Genomic DNA, 13,226 nt, shown 5'->3' on the forward strand with positions numbered 1-13,226 from the left:
GGACGACAGGAGCGTCATCCCCCATGACACCTGTCTCAGGAGATGGACGGACACCGGCCCGGCAGGTGCCCCGTCAGCAGCCGGCGCCCTGGTCGTCCGCGCCCGCCTCCACACCGCGGTCGAGGCGGGTGCGCAGCTCGCGGGCGGGGATACCGGCGCGCTCGAGCACCTGGACGGCGCGGGACTCCGGGTCCGCGATGAGCGCGGCGAGGAGATCGGTGCCGGCGGCGCGGGGCTCACCGCGCCGGTGCGCCCGCGCCCGGGCCTCGGCGAGCGCCGCGGCCGCGACCGGCGACCAGCCGCCGGAGCCATCGGAGCCGGCGGAGCCTTCAGGCCGGGCCACGACGGCTATCGCCCCGGAGTCCTCCACACTCCCCTGCCAGCGCAGCCCGTATCCGATACTGCGCTGCACGAGATAGCCGAACAGCCGGGCAAGTTGCGCCGGTCCGCCGACCGCGGCACGCACCTCGGGGTCGTGCTCCAGCAGGGAGTGGAGCAGATGGGCGGTGTCGATCTGCCGGTCCCCGTCCCGCACGGCCCGGCGGCGGGCAGCGGCGACGATCGCGGCACAGGCCGCGCCGAGCCCTGCGGCGTCGTCCGGGCACGGGCTCGCCTCGTCAGGGGCGGTCGGGCCGACTATACGGGAGTGCACATCGCCTACCCCATCAGTCCCCACGGGCCGGGTCATCCCCGAGCGGAACCATTTTCGCGTCCCACGCAGAGTGGACATCGCCGGTCGGGATCTCCTCCTTGGGGAGGAGATCAGGCCGATCCGGTCCACGGGGGCGCGCGCCGGCCTGGCACGCGCCCTGAAGGCAACCGGCGCACGCCTGGGTACGTCCCACAGGGACATGGAGAGCGTGGGCGGGTGCTGGCTCGTGGCGCTGCCGGCGGTGGACGGCAAGCAGTACGTGTACCGGGTCTACGCACCCGAGGACGCAACGCTCGCCGACCTGTTCTGGGAGGCCTGGCACTGCCACGACGAGAGTGCGCTGCCGCGCGCGTGGGACGCGTTCGACGCGGCGGAGATACGGCGCGTGGGCCGGTCCGCGCCCGACACCGACCATTCCTGACGGTTCATCAGTATTGAATGTTCGCCGCCCTGCGGCTACGTTCCGCGACACCGCAGCCGGATACACCCGACTCGAACCCGATCCGAAGGGGTGGTCGCATGGCCGAAGTCAGCGCGGAGGCACGCATCCAGGCACCGGCCGAGAAGGTGTGGGGCCGGCTCACCGACTGGTCGTCGTACGGGGAGTGGAACACCACCCACACCGGCTTCCCCGACGGCGGACCGACGGACCTCGCCGTCGGCGGCACCTTCCGGGAGAACATGAAGCTGATGGGCTTCCCGGCGGAGGTCGACTGGACCGTCGAGGAGCTGGAACCGGCCCGGGTGCTGGTGATCCACGGCAAGGGTCCGATGGCGGTGGCGCTGACCACCCGCTACACGCTCACCCCCGACGGCGACGCCACGGCCGTCCGGATCGACGGCGAGTTCACGGGGGCCGCGGTGTCCCTGATGGCGGGCAAGCTGAAGGACTCGGCCGGCGCCGCCCTGACCGAGTCGCTGCGCAGGCTGGCCGCGCTGGTCGAGTGAGCGGGGGGCGGGGACATCCGAAGGCGCCCCGCGCGGTGTCCACGCGGGGCGCCTCGGCCGCCGGCCGGGTCTCAGTGCTCGTCGGCGAGGATGAGGTACAGCTTCTTGCGGGCGTCGTTGAGGACGGCCAGCGCCTTCTCGCGCTGCTCCTTGCTGCCGGTCTTGCAGACCTGCCCGAAGGCCTCCATCAGACCGGAGCCGGCCTGGCGGATCTCCCCGAGCGCCTCCCAGTCGACCCCGCGCGAGGCCTCCTCCCACGGCGCCTCGGCCCCCTCCTCGGCGGCAGCGCGGCCGCTCTCGGTGAGGGAGAACAGCTTCTTGCCGCCCTCGCTCTCGCTGGTGATCAGGCCCTCGTCCTCCAGCAGTTGCAGCGTCGGGTAGACCGAGCCGGGGCTGGGCTTCCACGCGCCGCCGCTGCGTTCGGCGATCTCCTGGATCATCTCGTAGCCGTGCATGGACCGCTCCTTGAGCAGGGCCAGGATCGACGCGCGTACGTCGCCGCGCCGCGCCCGCCCCCGCGGGCCGCCCCGCCCTCGCGGCCCCCAGGGTCCCGGCCCGAACCCGGGGCCGAACCCCGGACCACCGGGCCCGAACCCGGGTCCGCCCGGACCCCCCGGCCCGAAGGGCCCGAAGGCGGCCCGCCGGCCCTCGAATCCACCCATACCCCGTCGGCCGAAGCCCTCGTGCCGGTGTCCACGCTCGTATCCATGGGAACGCATCGCGATCACTCCATTTCCATCGCCGATCTTTCACGTCTACATCGCGTATCGTTCGCGATGCTTCGACGATATATCGGAACCGATCGCATAACAAGCCCCTCCTCACGCCAGACCCGGCCCTCAGCGAGTCTCGCCCGGCTCCTTCCTGTCGAAGGCCACGGCGACGGCCAGGCTGTCTTCGTAGACGTGATGCCGGGTGACAAGACCGTCTTCGACGGTGAGGTGCAGGGCGAACCGGGCACGGTAGGCACGCCCGGTGGAGCGGGCGGTCTGCCGGATCTCGCCGAGCACCACCGCGTCGCGGCCGTCGACGAGGATGCGCTCGATCTCGGTCGCCGCCTGCCCGGGCACATGGTGCTCACCGAGCTCCCGGTAGTGGGCGGCGGCATCGGCGCGGGTGGAGCGGTGCCGGATCCATGGAGTGGCGGTCCGACCGTGCTCGGCCTCCGGCCAGTCCAGCTTCCAGTCGCAGGCCACGGCATACAGCTCGGCGATGCTCTCCGGATCGCCCTCGCCGATCCGGCGCAACAGCTCCTCCACGACAGCGCGCGTGGCCGCGGCAGCGGCTACGGACATGACTCATCACCCCGATCCGATCTGCCGCGTCCGCATGACGCGGCAGGCCGGCATTCTCACCGGCGCCGGCAGACCGCTGCCATTACCTCCCGGGTAACGGCGCACGCGGCGAACGTGGCTTCCGCGCCGGAAACGGGCAATCGGAAGGGGTGGGAGAAGACTGCGAAGAGGTGCCCGACGCCGTGCGGCTCGCGGCGCGGCTGCGGAACGTGTTCTGGATCGGCGGCGGGAGTGGCGCGGGCAAGTCGACGATCGCCCGCCGACTCGCCGACCGCCATGGCTGGCGTCTCTACTCGACCGACGACGCGATGCGCGACCACGCGGAGCGGACCACGGCCGAAGACGCCCCGCTTCTGCACGCGTTCATCGCCATGGACATGGACGAGCGCTGGGTGAACCGGACTCCGGACGTCATGCTGGAGACGTTCCACTGGTACCGGGGCGAGGGCTTCGGCCTGATCGTGGAGGACCTCCTCCGCCTGCCGCCGGAACCGTGCGTCGTCGTCGAGGGGTTCCGGCTGCTGCCCCACCTCGTGCAGCCTCTGCTCGCCGCTCCGGAGCGCGCGGTCTGGCTGCTTCCCACACCCGCCTTCCGCCAGGCCGCCTTCCGGAGTCGCTCGGCACCGGGGGAAGGGTTCCTGTCGAAGACCAGCGACCCCGCGAAGGCCGGTCGCAACCTCGCCGAACGCGACCGCATGTTCACCGGACGCCTGGAGGAGGAGATCCGGCGCCTCCGGCTGCGCGCCATCCACGTCGACACCACGATGACGGAAGCGGAACTCACTGATCAGGTGAGCAGGGCGTTCCGGCTCTGACGGGCCGACCGGGATGATGTTGGCTATGGACATGACGACATCGAGCCGGGCTGCGGTCGAAGCGGGCTGGCAGAAGGTCCGCGCCGACGGCCGGGTCCGTCCGGAGCTGCTCGAAGCTGCCTACGCCGAACCCCGCCTACGGCAGCTGTTCCCCTGGACCGGTATGGGAGAACTGCACTTCAGCCGCTGCACGGAGTGGCCGGGGACCTGGGACATCCCCTACATCCAGCCCGCGGCGGACGGCGGCTACGCGGTCTCCGGCCCGTCGCGAAGCCAGCATGTGGGACCGGCCGCGACGGCGCAGGAGGCCATCGCGATGGTGGTCGAACGCCTCCCCGCGAACGCCGGAGCGGCCTTCGTCGGGACCCGGGAGGAACTCGCGGCCCACGAAGCCACGGCCGGGTCCGCGGCCGCCGGCTCGCCGGACCGCAACCGCTGCGCGGACTGACCCAAGGGGCGGCCGCACCCCCGGGGTGCGGCCGCTCAGCCGGCTCGCTCCGCCGCCCGCAGGGGGCACCCCGTGCCGACGCGGGCGGCGAGGTCGGCGCGCAGCGCGGACAGTTGAGCCATACGCTCGTCGATGACCTGGATCTTCTCCGCGAACAGCGCGGACAGGGCGGTCGCGCTGTCCGGGGCGTCCCGCAGCTCCGCGCCGTGCCGGGCGATCTCGGCCAGGGTGAACCCGAGGGCCTGCGCGGTCCGGATGTAGTGCAGCCAGGGCACCGTCTCCGGCGGGAAGTCGCGATAGCCGTTGGGCCGCCGGTCGCCCTCGATCAGACCGATCCTCTCGTAGAAGCGCAGCGTGTCCCTGGACACCCCGGTCCGCGCGGCCAGTTCACCGATACGCATGACTCCCCCGTCAGGTCGCTCGACTTGACCTTGGAGCGTACTCCGCTGTTTAGCGTGGGCGGCGCCCGAGCGACCCCTGCCGAGGAGCCCCCGTGAACCCCGCCGCCCCCGCCTACCTCCGTCTCGTCCGCGCCAGCGGCTGGTACGACCTGATCGTCACCGCGTCCTTCGCGACACCATGGACCTACGCACTGGCCCACCACGCGCTGTCGGCGGCGGGTGCCGCGAGCGGCCTCGGCCCCATGCCCGCGCTCACCCCGATGCAGACCCTGTACGCCAACCTGATGGGGTCGGTCGTGGTGGTGTGGTCGGTCCTGCGCGTCGTACGGCCCCTGCCGCTGCACGGTCTTCTCGACGGCACCGCACGCGCCCTGTTCGCCCTGTGGCAGGCGTACGCGCTGGCGCACGGCGGGCCCGGGGTGCTGTGGCCGTTCCTGGTGCTGGAGGTGTCCTTCGGGGTGGCGCAGCTCCTGCCGTGGCTGCGGCCGGCTGCGGCCACCCTGCGGAATCCAGGCCAGAACCCATGAATTGGCCTTGGGTCGAAACCAACCGAAGCACCTAGCCTCGGCTCATGCGCATTCGAATCGTGGACGCCTTCGCCGACCGCCCCTTCACCGGCAACCCCGCCGGCGTCCTGCTCCTGGACGACGACGCCTTCCCGGCCGACGACTGGCTCCAGAGCGTCGCCATGGAGGTCAACCACGCCGAGACCGCGTTCGCGCACCGGCTGCCCGGGGGCGGCGAGGCGGACTGGGCACTGCGCTGGTTCACGCCCGTCGCCGAGGTCGCGATGTGCGGGCACGCCACGCTCGCCACGGCCCATGTGCTGCACACCGGCGGCGCCCACACCGGCCCGGTGCGGTTCGCCACCCGCAGTGGCGTGCTGATCGCCACGCCCGGCGCGGACGGCTCGATCACCCTGGACTTCCCCACCGCCCCGCTGACCCCGGTGGAGGCCCCGGCCGGGGTCGCCGAGGCGCTGGGCGCGGAACCGGTGGCCACCTTCGACACCGGGCCGAACGTCGGCGACCTGCTGGTGGAACTGGCCGACGAGAAGACGGTGCTGGGGCTCGCCCCGGACCACAAGGCCCTGGCCGCCCACTCCAGCCGCGGGATCATCGCCACCGCCCGCGCCGCGGACCCCGCCGCCGGCCACGACTACGTCTCCCGCTGCTTCTTCCCCCGCGTCGGCATCGACGAGGACCCGGTGACCGGCAGCGCCCACACCGCGCTCGCCCCGCACTGGTCCGCCCGGCTCGGCCGCGACGACCTCACCGGGCTCCAGGCCTCCCGGCGCACCGGTCTGGTCCGCACCGGTCTGCGCGGCGAACGCACCCTGCTCACCGGCCGCGCGGTCACGGTGATCGAGGGCGAACTGCACGCCTGAGGACGGCCGGTCCGCCGCGCTCAGGCCGTCGGCAGCCAGCCCACCTTGCCGGCGAGCAGGGCGTAGCCGACGAACGCGCCGATGTCGAGCAGGGAGTGTGCGACGACCAGCGGGCCGACCCGGCCCCAGCGGCGGTACAGCCAGACGAACACCACGCCCATGACCATGTTGCCGAGGAAGCCGCCGATGCCCTGGTAGAGGTGGTACGAGCCGCGCAGCACCGCGCTCGCCACCAGCGCGGTGGCCGGGGTCCAGCCCAACTGGCCGAGCCGGCGCAGCAGATAGCCGACGACGATGACCTCTTCGAGGATGGCGTTCTGCATCGCGGACAGGATCAGCACCGGGTACTTCCACCACACGCCCGGCAGTGCCTCGGGCACCACGGTCAGGTTGAAGCCGAGGCCGCGGGCGGCCAGGTAGAAGGCGATGCCGGTGCTCCCGATCACCGCGGCGACGCCGGCTCCCCGGGCGAGGTCGGGCCAGGGGCGGGTGCGGTCGAAGCCGAGGGTGCGCAGGCTGCGTCCCTCCCGCATCAGGAGGTGGGCGACCAGGGCGACCGGGACCAGGGCGGTGGCGATGCCGAAGAGCTGCCAGGCGAGGTCCAGCCAGGGGCGGCCGGGCGCGGCGGAGGCGTTGAGGGTGGCCGCCTGGTCCTTCAGCCCGCCGGGCTTGGTGACCGAGCCGATGAAGCTGATCAGCGCCGAGACCCCGCTCGCGCCGAGGGAGAGGGCCAGCACCAGCAGCGTCTCGTCCCGCAGGATCCGCCGCGGGTCGCGCCCCCGCGCCGAGGAATCGGCCACCGCGTCAGCCTCCACCTGCACCCCTGCCTCCCGCCGGCTCACGGGCCCCTGGCCCACCTTGCCCGCAAGGATCGCAGAAGCGGAGGCGAGGACGACGCACCGGGCCGCACCCGGAACACACCCGCGCACCCTGGCGCCACCCGCGCACACCGGCCGCCGGCACCCGGTGCCGGCCGCACCCCAACCCGGAGTACGGCCCGCACCACAGCCCGGACCCGACCCGTCCGCCGCCAGCCCGCACCCCTCGTGCCGGCCCTGTACTCAGCCCAGGGGCACCGGCTCCGGCAGGCCCACCGGCCAGGTGTGCACCGGCTCGCCGCCGTGCATCAGCTCGGCATAGCGCCGGGTGGTCGCGGCCAGGGCGGCCTCGCGGGACAGCCCCTGCTCCAGGAGCCGGTGGAAGGTGGCCGCCTGCCAGGTGGCCCCGTTGACCCGGCGCCGGCAGCGTTCGTCGATGACGCCCAGGTAGAGATCCCGGTCGGCGCTCTCGACACCCCACGCGGCCAGCCCGGCCTCGGCCATCGGCAGCAGCTCGTCGCGGATCAGCGTCACCGCGTCGACCTCGCCCGTCCCGCCGTACCGTCCCCGGCGCGGCCAGACGAAGCGCGCGTCGATGCCGTACCGGCAGGCCGCGTCGAAGTTGGCCTCGGCCACGGAGAAGGGGAGGCGGGTCCAGACCGGCCGGGACTCCTCGGCGAGGGCGCGCACCAGGCCGTAGTAGAACGCCGCGTTGGCGATCACATCGGTGATGGTGGGCCCGGCCGGCAGGACCCGGTTCTCCACCCGCAGGTGCGGGACGCCGTCGGCGATGCCGTACACGGGCCGGTTCCAGCGGTAGATCGTGCCGTTGTGCAGGACGAGTTCGGACAGCCGGGGCACCCCGCCGGCGTCGATGACCGCCGACGGGTCCTCGTCGTCGCACAGCGGCAGCAGGGCCGGGAAGAAGCGCAGGTTCTCCTCGAACAGGTCGTACGCGGAGGTGATCCACCGCTCGCCGAACCAGGTCCGGGGCCGAACCCCCTGCGCCTGGAGTTCCGGCGGGCGGGTGTCGGTGGACTGGAGGAACAGCGGCGGGCGGGACTCGCGCCACAGCTCGTGCCCGAACAGGAACGGGGAGTTCGCGCCGACGGCGATCTGCGCGGCGGAGGCCACCTGGGCCGCGTTCCACACATCGGCGAAGCGGGCCGGGGTGACCTGGAGGTGCAGCTGGACCGAGGTGCAGGCGGCCTCCGGGACGATCGACTTCGAGGTGCACACCAGATGCTCCACACCCTCGATGTCCAGCCGGAAGTCCTCCCCGCGCGCGGCCACGATCTGGTCGTTGAGCAGGGTGTAGCGGTCGACCTCGGACAGGTTGGAGGAGACCAGGTCGTCCCGGTCAAGGGTGGGCAGGATGCCGATCATGACGATGCCGGCGTCGACCTCACCGGCCTTGCGGTCGGCGTACGCGAGCGAGGTGCGCAGTTCCTCGGCGAGCCGGTCGAATACCCGGCCGCCCAATCGGTGTGGGGCTATGTTGACTTCCAGGTTGAACATGGCGAGTTCTGTCTGGAAATCCCGGCTCGCGATGCGTTCCAGTACTTGCCCGTTCAGCATTTTCGGCATGCCGTCCGGTCCCGCGAGATTCAATTCGATCTCCACGCCCATAAGGTTCTTGGGGCGGTCGAACCGCTTCTCCCGCAGCAGTCGCTCCAGTCCCGCGAGGCACTTCTGGAGCTTTTCGCGGTAGCGCTGGCGATCGGACAGGTCGAACTGCCCCGCCACGACCTTCTCCCCCATCGAAGCGTCCCTCCTCAGATGGGCGGCCCGGGGTTCCGGCCGCCGGGCTCCCGGGTGCAGGGGGGATGATGCCCAGTGGAAGCGATAGATAACGCCCCGCGGGAACCCGGCACCCGCTACTCTGTCGGAATGTTCCCCGCGGCACATTCACGGGGCATGCGTCAGCCTGCATCCCCGTGTTCCCCTAACGCCTCGTGAGAAACACCGACGGCATTCGGCCGAACGTTACCGGTGCGTATGCCGAGGTCAGCGAAGGGGACCGGCCGGGAAATCGGGATGATTCCCGCAAATCAACGCCTGATTAAGACCTTGCCAGGCCCGCCGGAATCATATAGACGAAACAACAGCCGAACACGCGTCGTATAAACTTCGTCCACAAGGCTGAAGGTAGGCGCCCTCGGTCCCTGGTTCCTGCCGTGCTCCCGCCGTCACCACGACGCGCGGCGGACCGAGCCACACCTCGTCCACCGATCCGGGCCCCCATCCCTTCGGCCTTCCGTGAGCAGACAGCGCCGTCCGCCCCACCCTCCTCGCGCCGCCGCGCCTGTCGAATGAGAGGCGACCCACATGCCGCTGCACGTTCCCCCTGCCCCCGCGCCTGCCCTGCGCTCCGTCCTCGCCGCTCTCGGATCTCCCACCGCGGTCCAGGAGGCCCGCACCCCGTCCCTGCGCGCCGCACAGGGACCCACGACGCCCGAACTCCCGCTGCCCGTCCATGTGCTGGACCGGATCACCGTGCAGGGCCTGTCGGCGACCCGACTGGCCGGCTGGCGCTTCCTGATCCGCTGCGGCGACCGGGCGGTGGCAGCGGCCGACACCATGCTGACCCCGGACGGCTGGGCCTTCTCGCACTTCTTCGAGGGCCCGTACGTCGCCTCCACCGAGCGCGCGCTGCACCAGGCCGAGGCGCTCCAACAGCCGTATCAGGCACGCCTGTTGTCGGTACCGGGCCTGTACATGCTCACCCTGTGGCTGCACGGTGACCCCGCCGCCGACGGCGCCGACGGGCACCCGGCCGCCACCGATCTGCTCGTCCCGCTCGCACCCGCACCGCCCGGCATCCCGGCGCACCGCCCCTTCCGGGTCGCCGAGCTGCTTCCGGTGCTGACCCGTCGCATGACCCGGCTGCCGCTGCTCGACTCCCCGGCGCTCGACTCCCCGGCGGCCTGACCCCGCTCGCACCGCATCCGTACCCCGCCGTCCGCACGGCCGGCGGGGTACGGCCGTCTTCACCGGCGGCGCCCGCAGCTCCCGTCGGCACCCGCGGGGAGGGCTCCGCTCCCGTCCGGACTAGCCCTTTGTGACCACTGCAAACCATCCGAAGTGGCGGTGCAGTTGGACTGAACCGTCCGCGCGGGTGACGCGTCCTGAACCTGTGAGAAGCGGTGCTGCCAAATGCCTGCGGATCGACGCCCGGAGGGCAACACTGGGTTCCGACCGACTCATCATGACGGGGGACGGACATGACCAAGACAGAGCGAAAGATCCCGCCCATGTGCCAGCACCAGCCACCGTGCCCGCCAGCAGAATCCGCCGACCGGGAGTCCGCCCGTCTTGTGGCGCACCACCCGGAGCAGGGGTGGAGTCTGCTGTGCAACGGTGTCCTGCTCTTCGAGGACACCGGTGAGCTGCTGCCCGACGGCCGGGTCATCGCCCCGCACCGTCCGCTCGGTGCGGACCAGGTGATGACCGCGGCCTGAGCACGACCCGGGCGGTACCGCCGTACCGCCCGGCGCCCTGGGCCGCCTCTGGGCCGGCTAGCGCAGCGCCTCCCGCAGGGCCTGGTAGGCGGGCTTGGGGTTCAGCTGCTCGTCCCAGGGCAGCGCCGCACCCTCGCCCGGGAACACGGCGGGGATCCAGGAGTACTTGTCGGTGTAGTCCCAGATGGTCACGCCCACACAGCGGTGTACGGCCAGGCACGCCTTGGTCAGGTTCCGGTACCAGTCCGCCTGCTCGGCCAGCTTCTCCTGGGTCGCGGGCAGTTGCATCCGCACGTCGACCTCGGTGAGCGCGGTGTCGAGGCCCAGACGGGAGAAGCGGCGGAGGTTGTCCTCCACGGTGGTGGGATAGGCGTACTGGAGAGCCAGATGGCTCTGGAAGCCGATCCCGTCGAGCGGGACGCGCTGCGCCCTGAGGTCCTTGACGAGCCGGTAGTAGGCGTCGCTCTTCGGGCCGATCGCCTCGATGTTGTAGTCGTTCAGGTAGAGCTTGGCGTGCGGGTCCGCCTGGTGGGCCCAGCGCAGTGCGTCGGCGATATAGCCGGGGCCGAGGGTCTTGTACCAGATGGTCTCGCGATAGGTGCCGTCCTCGTTGAACGCCTCGTTGACGACGTCCCAGGAGTACACCTTGCCCCGGTAGTGCCGTACCTCGGTGGTGATGTGCTTCTTCAGCACGGCCCGCAGTTCGGTGGCCGTCCACTGCTTCGAGGTCAGCCAGTCGGGCAGCTGACTGTGCCAGACCAGCGTGTGGGCGCGGACCCGCTGGTGGTGGTGGCGGGCGAGGCGGACGATCTGGTCGCCGGCACTCCAGTCGAAGACACCCTGCTGGGGCTCGGTGGCGTACCACTTCATGCCGTTGCCGGGTGTGATCATGTCGAACTCGCTGCCGAGGATCTTCGTGTAGGCGGAGTCGGTGAGTTCGGGGTTGTCGGTGGCGCTGCCGAAGTAGCGGCCGTGGCGCTCGGCGAGGTCGGCGAGGGTGGGCTGCCGGGTGGGCTGCCGTTCATGGGCCTGGGCGGCGGGGGCGGCGAACCCGGCGGTCATGAGGGCGGCCGCGAGGACGCCCGCCAGTCTGAGACGCGTGCTCTTGCTGGGCATGGTGCGGTTCCTGTCTGTCGAAGGGGGGTTCAGCCCTTGGTGGCGCCGGCGGTCAGGCCGCCGACGAGCTGGCGCTCGGCGACCGAGTAGAAGGCGAGGGCCGGGACCATGGCGAGCACGAGGTAGGCGAAGACCCGTGCGGTGTCGGAGGAGTACTGGCCCTGGAACTGCTGGACGCCGATCGGCACGGTCCACCAGGTGCTGTCGGTGAACACCAGCAGCGGCAGGAAGAAGTTGTTCCAGCTGGCGACGACGGCCAGCACCGACACCGTGCCGAGCGCGGGCCGGGCCATCGGCAGCAGCACCCGCCAGAAGAAGCCGAGCGGCCCGCAGCCGTCGAGGGTGGCCGCCTCCTCCAGCTCGCCCGGGATCTGCCGGAAGAAGCCGCGCAGGATGATGATCGTCATCGGCAGCCCGAAGGCGGCCTGCGGCAGGATCACCCCCAGCGGGTTGTCCAGCAGGTGCATCGAGCGCAGCAGCAGGAACAACGGCAGCGCCGCGACCGCGAAGGGGAACATCAGCCCCATCGTGAACAGCGTGAACAGCAGCTCCCGGCCGCGGAAGGCGAACCGCGCGAAGGAGAACGCGGCGAGCGCGGAGACCGCGACGACGATGACCGTCGTACCGACCGCGATCAGTGTGCTGTTGCCGACCAGCCGCCAGAAGGACCCCGACTTCAGGATGCCGTCGTAGTTGGCGAAGACCCAGGGGTGCGGCAGCCCGACCGGGTTGCGGGAGAGCTGGTCGGTGGACTTGAAGCCGGACAGCAGCGCGTACAGCAGCGGTACGGCCATGACGGCGCCGACCGCGACGAGCACCACGTGCAGCGGCAGCGTACGACCCCGGCGGCGGACACTCATCCTTGCGCTCCCCTCATGTTCGTGGTGGCCCCCTCCAGATCGCGGCGCAGGACGAACCGCTGGTAGGCAAGGGCGAAGACCAGGCTGATCACGAACATGACGACGCTGATCGCACTGGCGTAGCCGACCTGGTAGCGCTTGAAGCCGTACTGGAACATGGTCACGGCCAGGGTCTCGGAGTGGTGGTCGGGGCCGCCCGCGGTGACCACCCACACCAGGTCGAAGAGCTGGATCGATCCGATCACGGCCAGGAAGACGCTGATCCGCAGGGTGGGCGCGAGCAGCGGCAGGGTGACGTGCCAAAAGCGCTGCCAGGGATTCGCGCCGTCGACGGTCGCCGCCTCGGTCAACTCGGCCGGGATCGCCTGGAGTCCGGCCAGGTAGAGCATCATGTGGAAGCCGAAGTACTTCCACATCATGACCAGGAAGAGGGTCGCCAGCACGGTGGAGGTGCCGGAGAACCACTCGCCGCCGAGGCCCTCGAGGCCGATGCTCTTCAGCACATGGTCGGCAAAGCCCTCGTCCGGCGCGAAGATCATGCTGAACAGCACGCCGGTGATCGCCTCGGACAGCACGTACGGCGCGAAGAACAGCATCCGGTAGACCGCACGGCCGCGCACCTTCTGGTTGAGCAGCACGGCCATGGCGAGCGCGAACGGCAGTTGCAGCACCAGCGACAGGCCGACCAGCAGCAGCATGCGCCACAGGTCGCCGATGAACACCGGGTCCTGGAAAAGGCGGCTGAAGTTCTCGGTGCCGGCGTAGTCGGACGGCATCCCGAAGCCGCCCCAGCGGAAGAAGGAGGCGTACAGCGCGAACAGGATCGGCAGCAGGACCAGCACGCCGAACAGGACGAGGGCGGGCAGTTGCAGGCCCACGGCGGTGAGCCAGTGCAGGGCCCGTCGCCGGGACCGGCCGCGCGCCGCGCGCGCGGCCGGGGGCAGCCGGTCGGCGGCGGGACCGCTCCGCTTGTCCGGGAGGTAGGTGGAGGTCATGGCCCGTCCGGGAGGTAGGTGGAGGTCATC

Annotated in this window: 17 protein-coding genes; 8 read left to right on the top strand and 9 right to left on the bottom strand. The window is 71.3% G+C overall.

Annotated features, from left to right (window positions below):
* Positions 1–73 precede the first annotated feature (73 nt).
* Positions 74–652 carry a Clp protease N-terminal domain-containing protein gene (locus ACZ5CZ_RS20365; protein WP_468944591.1) on the bottom strand — a complete coding sequence of 193 codons (579 nt, stop codon included), beginning with the start codon at positions 650–652 and terminating at the stop codon, positions 74–76.
* Positions 653–878: 226 nt separating this feature from the next.
* On the opposite strand from ACZ5CZ_RS20365, the gene ACZ5CZ_RS20370 reads away from it, so the two are divergent.
* Entirely contained in the window at positions 879–1,073 is a 195-nt protein-coding gene (locus ACZ5CZ_RS20370) for a hypothetical protein (RefSeq protein WP_385844355.1), read from the top strand.
* Between the two features lie 98 nt (positions 1,074–1,171).
* Complete coding sequence (locus tag ACZ5CZ_RS20375) at positions 1,172–1,600, top strand: type II toxin-antitoxin system Rv0910 family toxin (RefSeq protein ID WP_468944594.1); 429 nt, start codon at positions 1,172–1,174, stop codon at positions 1,598–1,600.
* A 71-nt stretch (positions 1,601–1,671) separates the two neighbouring features.
* Here the strand turns inward: ACZ5CZ_RS20375 and ACZ5CZ_RS20380 are convergent, their stop codons facing one another.
* Both ACZ5CZ_RS20380 and ACZ5CZ_RS20385 read right to left on the bottom strand, forming a co-directional pair.
* Positions 1,672–2,319, bottom strand: coding sequence for a PadR family transcriptional regulator (locus tag ACZ5CZ_RS20380; RefSeq protein WP_385844139.1), 648 nt, complete (start codon positions 2,317–2,319; stop codon positions 1,672–1,674).
* 120 nt (positions 2,320–2,439) lie between these two features.
* Entirely contained in the window at positions 2,440–2,895 is a 456-nt protein-coding gene (locus ACZ5CZ_RS20385) for a nuclear transport factor 2 family protein (RefSeq protein ID WP_468944598.1), read from the bottom strand.
* A 170-nt stretch (positions 2,896–3,065) separates the two neighbouring features.
* Between ACZ5CZ_RS20385 and ACZ5CZ_RS20390 the strand changes: the two genes are divergently transcribed.
* Positions 3,066–3,710, top strand: coding sequence for an AAA family ATPase (locus ACZ5CZ_RS20390; protein ID WP_468944600.1), 645 nt, complete (start codon positions 3,066–3,068; stop codon positions 3,708–3,710).
* A 31-nt stretch (positions 3,711–3,741) separates the two neighbouring features.
* Positions 3,742–4,158 (top strand): DUF6193 family natural product biosynthesis protein, encoded by a 417-nt coding sequence (locus ACZ5CZ_RS20395; protein WP_468944603.1) that lies wholly within the window; start codon positions 3,742–3,744, stop codon positions 4,156–4,158.
* 35 nt (positions 4,159–4,193) lie between these two features.
* On the opposite strand, the gene ACZ5CZ_RS20400 is transcribed toward ACZ5CZ_RS20395, so the two are convergent.
* The gene (locus ACZ5CZ_RS20400; RefSeq protein WP_468944606.1) at positions 4,194–4,559 is read right to left on the bottom strand and encodes a MerR family transcriptional regulator; all 366 of its coding nucleotides are present in this window, start codon (positions 4,557–4,559) and stop codon (positions 4,194–4,196) included.
* A gap of 92 nt (positions 4,560–4,651) precedes the next feature.
* Here ACZ5CZ_RS20400 and ACZ5CZ_RS20405 point away from each other — a divergent pair, with 92 nt between their 5' ends.
* Together ACZ5CZ_RS20405 and ACZ5CZ_RS20410 are read left to right on the top strand one after the other, a co-directional pair.
* A complete protein-coding gene (locus ACZ5CZ_RS20405; protein ID WP_468944608.1) occupies positions 4,652–5,086 on the top strand; it encodes a hypothetical protein in 435 nt (144 codons plus the stop codon).
* 44 nt (positions 5,087–5,130) lie between these two features.
* A complete protein-coding gene (locus ACZ5CZ_RS20410; protein ID WP_468944611.1) occupies positions 5,131–5,946 on the top strand; it encodes a PhzF family phenazine biosynthesis protein in 816 nt (271 codons plus the stop codon).
* A gap of 20 nt (positions 5,947–5,966) precedes the next feature.
* On the opposite strand, the gene ACZ5CZ_RS20415 is transcribed toward ACZ5CZ_RS20410, so the two are convergent.
* Positions 5,967–6,767, bottom strand: a complete 801-nt coding sequence (locus ACZ5CZ_RS20415; protein WP_385844132.1) for a CPBP family intramembrane glutamic endopeptidase — start codon at positions 6,765–6,767, stop codon at positions 5,967–5,969.
* Positions 6,768–7,007: 240 nt separating this feature from the next.
* Positions 7,008–8,525, bottom strand: a complete 1,518-nt coding sequence (locus ACZ5CZ_RS20420) for a glutamate-cysteine ligase family protein (RefSeq protein ID WP_468944614.1) — start codon at positions 8,523–8,525, stop codon at positions 7,008–7,010.
* A gap of 567 nt (positions 8,526–9,092) precedes the next feature.
* Here ACZ5CZ_RS20420 and ACZ5CZ_RS20425 point away from each other — a divergent pair.
* Both ACZ5CZ_RS20425 and ACZ5CZ_RS20430 read left to right on the top strand, forming a co-directional pair.
* Entirely contained in the window at positions 9,093–9,695 is a 603-nt protein-coding gene (locus ACZ5CZ_RS20425; protein WP_385844130.1) for a hypothetical protein, read from the top strand.
* Positions 9,696–10,018: 323 nt separating this feature from the next.
* Complete coding sequence (locus ACZ5CZ_RS20430; RefSeq protein ID WP_061918215.1) at positions 10,019–10,225, top strand: DUF5999 family protein; 207 nt, start codon at positions 10,019–10,021, stop codon at positions 10,223–10,225.
* 57 nt (positions 10,226–10,282) lie between these two features.
* Here ACZ5CZ_RS20430 and ACZ5CZ_RS20435 read toward each other — a convergent pair whose 3' ends face one another.
* The 3 genes from ACZ5CZ_RS20435 to ACZ5CZ_RS20445 are packed head-to-tail and all read right to left on the bottom strand — an operon-like array spanning position 10,283 to position 13,196.
* On the bottom strand, positions 10,283–11,341 hold the full coding sequence (locus ACZ5CZ_RS20435) for an endo-1,4-beta-xylanase (RefSeq protein WP_468944617.1): 1,059 nt from the start codon (positions 11,339–11,341) through the stop codon (positions 10,283–10,285).
* Positions 11,342–11,370: 29 nt separating this feature from the next.
* A complete protein-coding gene (locus ACZ5CZ_RS20440) occupies positions 11,371–12,201 on the bottom strand; it encodes a carbohydrate ABC transporter permease (protein WP_385844128.1) in 831 nt (276 codons plus the stop codon).
* Positions 12,198–13,196 (bottom strand): carbohydrate ABC transporter permease, encoded by a 999-nt coding sequence (locus ACZ5CZ_RS20445; protein ID WP_385844127.1) that lies wholly within the window; start codon positions 13,194–13,196, stop codon positions 12,198–12,200. The genes ACZ5CZ_RS20440 and ACZ5CZ_RS20445 overlap by 4 nt, the downstream gene beginning before the upstream one ends.
* Between the last annotated feature and the right edge of the window lie 30 nt (positions 13,197–13,226).

This window comes from Streptomyces sp. NPDC031418 (genome assembly GCF_055581605.1).

Coding starts and splice junctions, on each gene's coding strand:
- ACZ5CZ_RS20400 (WP_468944606.1), bottom strand. CDS start 4,559: ATGCGTATCGGTGAACTGGCCGCGCGGACCGGGGTGTCCAGGGACACG.
- ACZ5CZ_RS20395 (WP_468944603.1), top strand. CDS start 3,742: ATGACGACATCGAGCCGGGCTGCGGTCGAAGCGGGCTGGCAGAAGGTC.
- ACZ5CZ_RS20420 (WP_468944614.1), bottom strand. CDS start 8,525: ATGGGGGAGAAGGTCGTGGCGGGGCAGTTCGACCTGTCCGATCGCCAG.
- ACZ5CZ_RS20375 (WP_468944594.1), top strand. CDS start 1,172: ATGGCCGAAGTCAGCGCGGAGGCACGCATCCAGGCACCGGCCGAGAAG.
- ACZ5CZ_RS20385 (WP_468944598.1), bottom strand. CDS start 2,895: ATGTCCGTAGCCGCTGCCGCGGCCACGCGCGCTGTCGTGGAGGAGCTG.
- ACZ5CZ_RS20445 (WP_385844127.1), bottom strand. CDS start 13,196: ATGACCTCCACCTACCTCCCGGACAAGCGGAGCGGTCCCGCCGCCGAC.
- ACZ5CZ_RS20410 (WP_468944611.1), top strand. CDS start 5,131: ATGCGCATTCGAATCGTGGACGCCTTCGCCGACCGCCCCTTCACCGGC.
- ACZ5CZ_RS20380 (WP_385844139.1), bottom strand. CDS start 2,319: ATGCGTTCCCATGGATACGAGCGTGGACACCGGCACGAGGGCTTCGGC.
- ACZ5CZ_RS20425 (WP_385844130.1), top strand. CDS start 9,093: ATGCCGCTGCACGTTCCCCCTGCCCCCGCGCCTGCCCTGCGCTCCGTC.
- ACZ5CZ_RS20435 (WP_468944617.1), bottom strand. CDS start 11,341: ATGCCCAGCAAGAGCACGCGTCTCAGACTGGCGGGCGTCCTCGCGGCC.
- ACZ5CZ_RS20430 (WP_061918215.1), top strand. CDS start 10,019: ATGTGCCAGCACCAGCCACCGTGCCCGCCAGCAGAATCCGCCGACCGG.
- ACZ5CZ_RS20440 (WP_385844128.1), bottom strand. CDS start 12,201: ATGAGTGTCCGCCGCCGGGGTCGTACGCTGCCGCTGCACGTGGTGCTC.